Source organism: Mycobacterium sp., from assembly GCF_049280035.1.
Lineage (GTDB): Bacteria > Actinomycetota > Actinomycetes > Mycobacteriales > Mycobacteriaceae > Mycobacterium.
In genome coordinates, this window is record NZ_JBAPPI010000447.1 from 1 (window position 1) to 7,102 (window position 7,102).

Annotated in this window: 9 protein-coding genes; 2 read left to right on the plus strand and 7 right to left on the minus strand. The window is 63.1% G+C overall.

Features of this window, described 5'->3' with window-relative positions; translation table 11 throughout:
- Together WAN71_RS14800 and WAN71_RS14805 are read right to left on the minus strand one after the other, a co-directional pair.
- Positions 1-650: adenylate/guanylate cyclase domain-containing protein (locus tag WAN71_RS14800; protein WP_422226050.1), on the minus strand; the 650-nt coding region annotated here is incomplete at its 3' end.
- Between the two features lie 647 nt (positions 651-1,297).
- Positions 1,298-1,990 (minus strand): SDR family oxidoreductase, encoded by a 693-nt coding sequence (locus WAN71_RS14805; protein WP_422226051.1) that lies wholly within the window; start codon positions 1,988-1,990, stop codon positions 1,298-1,300.
- A 134-nt stretch (positions 1,991-2,124) separates the two neighbouring features.
- Here WAN71_RS14805 and WAN71_RS14810 point away from each other — a divergent pair, with 134 nt between their 5' ends.
- On the plus strand, positions 2,125-2,946 hold the full coding sequence (locus WAN71_RS14810) for an SDR family NAD(P)-dependent oxidoreductase (RefSeq protein ID WP_422226052.1): 822 nt from the start codon (positions 2,125-2,127) through the stop codon (positions 2,944-2,946).
- 24 nt (positions 2,947-2,970) lie between these two features.
- The gene (locus tag WAN71_RS14815) at positions 2,971-4,014 is read left to right on the plus strand and encodes an iron-containing redox enzyme family protein (RefSeq protein WP_422226053.1); all 1,044 of its coding nucleotides are present in this window, start codon (positions 2,971-2,973) and stop codon (positions 4,012-4,014) included.
- Here WAN71_RS14815 and WAN71_RS14820 read toward each other — a convergent pair.
- The 5 genes from WAN71_RS14820 to WAN71_RS14840 all read right to left on the minus strand — a co-directional run bounded on the left by WAN71_RS14820 (position 3,994) and on the right by WAN71_RS14840 (position 7,078).
- On the minus strand, positions 3,994-4,209 hold the full coding sequence (locus WAN71_RS14820; protein ID WP_422226054.1) for a CDGSH iron-sulfur domain-containing protein: 216 nt from the start codon (positions 4,207-4,209) through the stop codon (positions 3,994-3,996). The genes WAN71_RS14815 and WAN71_RS14820 overlap by 21 nt on opposite strands.
- The gene (locus tag WAN71_RS14825; protein WP_422226055.1) at positions 4,206-4,898 is read right to left on the minus strand and encodes a HemK2/MTQ2 family protein methyltransferase; all 693 of its coding nucleotides are present in this window, start codon (positions 4,896-4,898) and stop codon (positions 4,206-4,208) included. Before WAN71_RS14825 ends, WAN71_RS14820 begins: the two co-directional genes overlap by 4 nt.
- Positions 4,899-4,998: 100 nt before the next feature.
- Complete coding sequence (locus tag WAN71_RS14830) at positions 4,999-5,556, minus strand: type 1 glutamine amidotransferase domain-containing protein (RefSeq protein ID WP_422226056.1); 558 nt, start codon at positions 5,554-5,556, stop codon at positions 4,999-5,001.
- Between the two features lie 12 nt (positions 5,557-5,568).
- Positions 5,569-6,567 carry an LLM class F420-dependent oxidoreductase gene (locus tag WAN71_RS14835; protein ID WP_422226057.1) on the minus strand — a complete coding sequence of 333 codons (999 nt, stop codon included), beginning with the start codon at positions 6,565-6,567 and terminating at the stop codon, positions 5,569-5,571.
- Positions 6,568-6,613: 46 nt separating this feature from the next.
- Entirely contained in the window at positions 6,614-7,078 is a 465-nt protein-coding gene (locus WAN71_RS14840) for a GatB/YqeY domain-containing protein (protein WP_422226058.1), read from the minus strand.
- Between the last annotated feature and the right edge of the window lie 24 nt (positions 7,079-7,102).

The following is a 7,102-nucleotide window of genomic DNA, read 5'->3' on the forward strand; positions in this document are numbered from 1 at the left end:
AGCCGGGTCTTGCCGACCCCACCTACCCCGGTCAGCGTGACCAACCGATGAGCTTTCACCACCGCTTGCAGCTCGGCGACCTCGGACTCGCGTCCGATGAAGCTCGTGGTCGCAGCCCGCAGGTTCCCCGGACTCGCATCCAGCGCCCGCAGGGCTGGGAACTCCGTGCGTAGGCCGTCTGCTTGGACCTGGAACAGCCCGACCGGGGTGGGCAGATCCCGCAATCGGCGCGGCCCCAGATCGATGAGATCAACCCCACTGAGCAGACCCGCAGTCGACTCGGCCAACAGGATCTGACCGCCGTTCCCGGCGGCCATCACCCGTGCTGCGCGATTCAGCACCGTTCCGAAGTAGTCCCCGTCTCGCAGCTCGGCCTCGCCGGTTGCGATGCCCATCCGCACCGGCAACTGCAGCGCCCGCTGCGCGGCCACTGCGGCATCCACCGCAGACCTCGGCGAGGCGAACGCGGCACACACCCCGTCACCGGTGTGCTTGAACAACCAGCCCCCGTGCGCCTCGATCGCATTTCGCAACACCTCGTCATGGGCGGCCAGCGCCACCTGCATGCCCTCCGCATCGGCCTCCCACCGACGGGTCGAACCCTCAACATCGGTGAACAGAAACGTCACAACACCCGAAGGAGCGGGCACCTCTGCAGAATGTCACAACGAACCCTGTTTCTAACTCGAACATCACAGGACGACCCAGACAACAGATCATGGGATCCACGAAGCTGGTCCGCAGTCAGTCCGCAATGCTTCACGTTTGACCCGCTCGGCCTAAACAACCTCAACGTCTTGAGATGCGTTTTTCAACATTCTCAACGCCAGGCGTCTCCTCCAAACGCCCAGTTCATGTCGTTCGGGACGAAGAGGCCGTGGGTTCGAATCCCGCCACCCCGACTTTGAAAAAAGCTGATTAAACGTCTATTCAGTACGGCTATGCGGTTTGCTGTCGCGTGCCGGGTACGTTTTCTTCCTCAGAATCACTGTCGCTGTTGGCACTACTATGCCGAGATTCCCCACGCGCTAGGTTGCAACGATTGGTACACCGCCCGTGCAACCACCTGCGGCGAACTCGACAACGCAATGACTGCCGCGGCGCAGGCCGACACCGGCGCTTACATCGAGGTTGTCACCGACACCTACGCCGCCTCGAAACTGGTGATGCAACTCCACGACAACCTGGAGAGCCTTTACAACACCTGATCGCTCTCCATCGCGTCCTGAATCCCGCCATCCGGACCCATGTTGTAACGATTCAAAAGTGGCCGGTGTTGGCGCCGTCAGGTCCCTGCCTACGGCGTAACCAAACTATTCGTCGAGAGCGGCGTGCCGAAGTAAGCGGCTTCGGGATCGACGATTACCGTCTTGGCTTCGCCTTGCCGGGCCAGCGACTCGCGAGCCAGCTGCTCGAACGAGATCTTCTCCGGCCCTCCGACGTTCTCGATGCCGCCGAGTGGTTCGCCTTCTGCCACCCGAGCGACCTCGTCTGCGAGGTCCTCGGACGCGATCGGCTGGATCAGCGCGTCCGGCACTCGCACTTCGTCGCCAACGGTGAGCGACGCCGTGATCGCGTCGGCGAACTCCGCGAACTGAGTGGCACGGACGATCGAATAGGGAAGATCCGATTCCGTGATGAGCTTCTCCTGGGCGGTCTTCGCGCGCAGGTAACCGCTCTTCGGCAACTCGTCACAACCGACGATCGATACCGCGACGTAGTGTCCAACACCCGCGGACTTCGCGGCAGTCTCCAAGTTAGCGGTTGATTTGGTGAAAAACTCCATCGCCGGATCGTCGTCGAATGACGGCGAATTGGACACGTCGACAACCACATTGGCACCGGTTAGCGCGTCGGCGAGGCCTTCCCCGGTAACCGTGTTGACGCCCGTGCGAGGCGACGCTGCGACCGCGTCGTGACCTTGGTCCTTCAGCTTCCGGACTACCTTTGACCCCAGCACGCCCGCGCCACCTATCACCACGATCTTCATGTTTACCCTCGGGAAACTCTTGCGGTCACGCCACCAATCGGCGCAGTGCGAGTTTAGTCGGGGTGACGAGCCCGACAAGGGTCGCTTCATCCTGATCCACTGCGTAACTGCCACAAACACTGGATGATCGGCGGGTGCGAATCGTTGTCACGGGCGGCAACAGTGGTGTCGGCAAAGCGACCGCCACGGCACTTGCAGCCACTGGTCACAGCATCGTCATTGCCTGCCGCAACATCCCGAAAGCCGAGCACGCCGCGGCCACGATGGCCGGCGACGTTGCGGTAGCCCACCTCGATCTTGCCGACCTGGCCAGCGTGCGAAAGTTCGCCGACTCAGTGGATGGCGTTGACGTGCTGATCAACAACGCCGGCGTGTTGGGTCTGCCGCTGACACGCACGGCGGACGGCTTCGAGGCGCACATGGGTACCAACTACCTCGGCCATTTCGCCCTGACATGCCTTCTGGCAGACAGGATCAAGGATCGGGTGATCTCGGTAGTCAGCTCGGCCTACGCGCTTAGCCGACTGCACATCGACGACTTGAACTGGCACACCCGCAAGTACTCGAAGTGGGCGGCCTACGGAGAATCCAAGCTGGCAATCATGCTCTTCAGCCACGAGCTGGTAAGGCGCGGCGTACGGACCTACATGACCGATCCGGGTGCGACGGATACCGACATAACCAGGGACACCACCGGTGTGCTGCCTTGGGTGCGTGAACACACCATCGGCCGGTTTCCGGCGCACAGCGCGGCCACCGGCGCGCGGTCCACCATTCAGGCGGTTACCACGGACCTGCCCAGCGGCAGCTATCTCGCGCCGCGCTTCAGCCAGTGGGGCAACCCGAAAGTGACCAGGCCGCGGAAAAAGGCTCGCGACGCCGTGATGGCCCGCCGTTTGTGGGAATTGTCTGTTGAGTTGACCGGCTGTGACTGGCAGGACAGCGACGCGGACTAGGTATCCGGCAAGCGTTTGGCGGGTATGGCTTCGCGGGTAAACCGCTGCGTGACCCACGTACAAACGACGGTAGAACCGCGGCTACCTGCCGCCCACGGGCCGCTGTCGATGGCCGTCCGGCGCAGAGTCACCGAACCGGCGCCCCGCGATCAACTGGCTCGCATTGGGGCCTCGGTGAGCGACTCTGACCCCTACGGCTTGGATCTGCAGCTGGCCCTTTATATGTGCTACGAACTGCACTACCGGGGTTTCGCGGGCGTCGACCCCAACTGGGAATGGGATCCCGGTTTACTGCATCTGCGCGGGCAATTGGAGCGGGCTTTCCTAGCCCGAGTCCGCCGCGACGTAGGTCCCATCGAGCCAAGCCGGACCGCCGCAGCCGAAATGGACTCCCTCTCAATCGAATCCGTCGATGAGACCGGCCCGTCGTATTGGCTGCGCGACAGCGGAACGTGGGAGCAGATGCGTGAGTACTTCGTGCACCGATCGCTCTACCACCTCAAGGAGGGCGATCCGCACGCGTGGGTTATTCCACGTCTGACCGGCCAGGCCAAGGCGTCGTTCGTCGCGGTCGAATTCGACGAATATGGAGCCGGACGTGGCCCGCAAGCTCACCAACAGCTGTTCGCCGACCTGTTGACCGCCGCGGACCTGGATTCGATCTACCTCGCTTACCTCGACGCGGTCCCCGCCGAATCGCTGGCGGTGGTGAACTTGATGTCGTTGTTCGGCTTGCACCGACGGTTGCGCGGAGCGGCCATCGGGCATTTCGCATCAACGGAGATCACCTCGTCGCCCGGCTCGCGCCGGTTGGTCGAGGCGCTGCAGCGGCTGGCCGCGCCGCAAGAATGTGTCGCGTTCTACCGTGAGCACGTCGAGGCTGACGCCGTGCACGAGCAGGTGGTACGCGTCGACGTGGTGGGCGATCTGGTCGCCCGGGAACCGCAGCTGGATCACGACGTGGTATTCGGTATCCGCGCCCACGCTGTCGTCGAAGATCGGCTAGCCGACGCCATCATGGCGTCGTGGAAGGCCGGGCAGACGTCGCTACGACAACCGCTCAGTTGAGCGGGCCCGCGCCGGGCGACAACGCCGATGGCTGGTGTCACACAGCGGATAGTCCTTGCTGCGCCCGCAAGTACAGATGGCCACCATGAATCGGTCGGATTCCACGACGTCGCCGCTCGGCGTCTCGATGCGTACCGGTCCGGATATCAACACCGGTCCGTTGGGTATCACTTGCACCCGCGCGCGATCGGTCATGGCTTGTCCGCCCGAATAACCACCAGTTCCTCAGTCCGGCAGCCCTTTTGAATCCTGCCGGTGACTTCCAGCCAGCCGGCTCGCGCAGACAGCACCGGACCGAACGGAATGCACTGGGAAGCAACGGCTTCAGCGTGCAATCCGGTTGATCGCAACGACTCCAGTGACTGTTCGACGTCAGATAACGTCGACTGCACCAGCAGCATGGAGCCGCCAGCGGCCAGCAAGCTGGCTGCCGATTCGCACAACGGATCCAGCACCATCCGCCCGTCGATGCCCGCGTTCCAAGCCCACGCCGGGCCTGCGGTGATCGGGATGACCTCGGTGTCACCCGCCGGTGGGGTAGGTACGTAAGGCGGATTGGACACGATGACATCGAAAGGCGCGTAATCCAGCGCGCCAGACCATGATCCCTCACGAACGTCGATCTCGACACCGGCGTGCAGGGCATTGCCCCGCGAACAACGCACCGCACGCGGGCAGACATCAAACGCCGTCACGCTGGCCGCGCCGAACTCGGCCGCGGCGATTGCGACGACACCGCTGCCCGTACAGAGATCCAACACCCGCCGGTCCTGAGCCAACTCAGTTTTTTCGAGCATGCCGATCAGCAATTGCGAGTCATGCTGCGGCGGGTAGACACCGTCGATCTCCAGCGAATCGCACGGTACGGGGTAAGCGATGGTCACTTCGGCCTTTCGAGGTCGTGATCACCGTGCTGGTCACGGCTTGAGATGACTCATGCCCACAAACCGCGGTCTCGAAACTCCAATGAGCCAGCGAAGTCGGCTACGTCCTCGCCGGCGCATGAGCCAATTGCTCGAGAATCGCCGAGCAGAACGCCGGCAGGTCGGACGGTGATCGGCTGGTGACCAGATTTCCATCGACAACGACTTCCTCGTCGACAACTTTGCCGCCGGCGTTCCGTAAGTCAGTGCGAATGCTGGGATACGACGTCAGCTTTCGGCCCGCTACGACGCCGGCCTCCACCAGCGTCCACGGTCCGTGACAGATCGCTGCGACCGGCTTACCCGAGTTGACGAACTCACGCACGAACGAGACCGCCGAATCGTCCAAGCGCAGCTTGTCCGGATTCACCGTGCCACCGGGCAGAACCAGTGCGTCGAACTCGTCCACCGATGCATCCGAAACCGCCCGATCGACGTTAAATGTGCCGGCCGGCTCCAGATCGTGGTTACGGGCTTGGATTTCACCGCTTTTCAGGGAGAGCAGCTCAATCTGCACGCCTTCTTGGCTGAGCGCCGCACGCGGCTGCTCGAGTTCGACCCTCTCCACACCGTCTGCGGCCAAGATGGCTACTTTCTTGCCTTGTAATGAGTTTGGCATCTGAAATCTCCTTTACTTATCGCTATTGGTCGCTTCCGCCCGCAGGGCCGCCAGCAATGGCTCGGCGGCCTCTTTCAAGAAGAGGTCTTGGTTCTCACCACCGATCTGCAACAGCGCGATGTCGGTGAAGCCGGCTTCCCAATATGGGCGCACGGCGTCGACGATCGCGTCCAGGTCCGATCCGCAGGGAATGCTCTCCGCAACATCTTCGGGGCGGACGAACTGCGTCGCACCGGCAAAACCGGCCGGCGTCGGCAGATCGGCATTGACCTTCCACCCACCGCCGAACCAACGGAACTGGTCGTGGGCGCGCTGAATGGCGGCATCTCGGTCGGCGTCCCAACAGATTGGGATCTGCCCGACTACCCGGCCGCCACCGGCGATTCCGGTGCCCTGCCGCACCGAGTGCCAGGCACGCACGAGCTCTCCATTGGGTTCCACCGCAATCAAGTGATCGGTGAGGGTGGCTAATTTCTCGATGGCCTTCTTGCCACCCATCGCTACCCCAACACCGACCGGAACATCGGGCAGGTCCCACAACCGTGCGGAATCCACCTGGTAGTAGTCGCCGCGCCAGTCGACTAAGTCGCCGCTGAACAGCGCGCGGATGATCTCGATAGCCTCCCTCAGCATGTCTTGCCGTTGTGTGATGGCCGGCCAGCCCTTGCCGATGACGTGCTCGTTGAGGTTTTCGCCGCTGCCCAGTCCCAGGGTGAACCGGCCGTCGGCGAGGATCTGCACGGTTGCCGCCTGCTGCGCGACGATCACCGGGTGATAGCGCATGGTCGGGCAGGTCACGTAGGTGTACAGACCAACCCGTTCGGTAACCTGTGCTACCGCTCCCAGCACCGCCCAGGCGTTGGGCGCATGTCCCTGCGAGGCCAGCCAGGGCGAGAAGTGGTCACTGGTGACCTCGAAGTCGAACCCTCGGTGCTCAGCCGAAATCGCATAGCGGACAAGGTCTTTCGGCCCGTTCTGCTCGGTCATCAGGGTATAGCCAAACCGTGTCATACGGCATTGGATACCCGTGCACTGCCGGGGCAAACGACCCTAAAGGCTAAAGCCGATCCTTAACCGCAGCAGACAGACGGGCGCCGTCGGCCTTGCCGGCCGCCAGCGCGGTGGCGGCCTTCATCACCAACCCCATCTGTTTGACACCTGGCCGCTCGCCCAACTGCTCGGCTACCTGCGCGATAGCTGTATCGACCACGTCGGCGACCTCGGCTTCAGTGAGCGGGGTCGGCAGATACTCGTCAATAACCCGGGCCTCGGCGTGCTCGTTGGCCGCCAGTTCCCCGCGGCCGTTTTGGGTGTAGATCTCCGCTGCTTCGCTGCGTTTCCTGGACTCCCTGGCCAGCACCTTGAGCACCTCGTCGTCGGAGAGTTCCCGTGCCGCCTTGCCCGAGACCTCCTCGGTCTGAATGGCGGCCAGCAGCATGCGCAGCGTCGCGGTCCGCAACTTGTCCTTCGCCTTCATCGCACCGGTCAGATCTGCCCGCAGCTGGGATTTGAGTTCCGCCATGGCTGAGACGCTACGCGCCACCCA

Bases quoted from the DNA above. Each gene is read 5' to 3' on its own strand.
- WAN71_RS14805 (WP_422226051.1), bottom strand. From the start codon at position 1,990: ATGAAGATCGTGGTGATAGGTGGCGCGGGCGTGCTGGGGTCAAAGGTA.
- WAN71_RS14835 (WP_422226057.1), bottom strand. From the start codon at position 6,567: ATGACACGGTTTGGCTATACCCTGATGACCGAGCAGAACGGGCCGAAA.
- WAN71_RS14830 (WP_422226056.1), bottom strand. From the start codon at position 5,556: ATGCCAAACTCATTACAAGGCAAGAAAGTAGCCATCTTGGCCGCAGAC.
- WAN71_RS14820 (WP_422226054.1), bottom strand. From the start codon at position 4,209: ATGACCGATCGCGCGCGGGTGCAAGTGATACCCAACGGACCGGTGTTG.
- WAN71_RS14815 (WP_422226053.1), top strand. From the start codon at position 2,971: ATGGCTTCGCGGGTAAACCGCTGCGTGACCCACGTACAAACGACGGTA.
- WAN71_RS14840 (WP_422226058.1), bottom strand. From the start codon at position 7,078: ATGGCGGAACTCAAATCCCAGCTGCGGGCAGATCTGACCGGTGCGATG.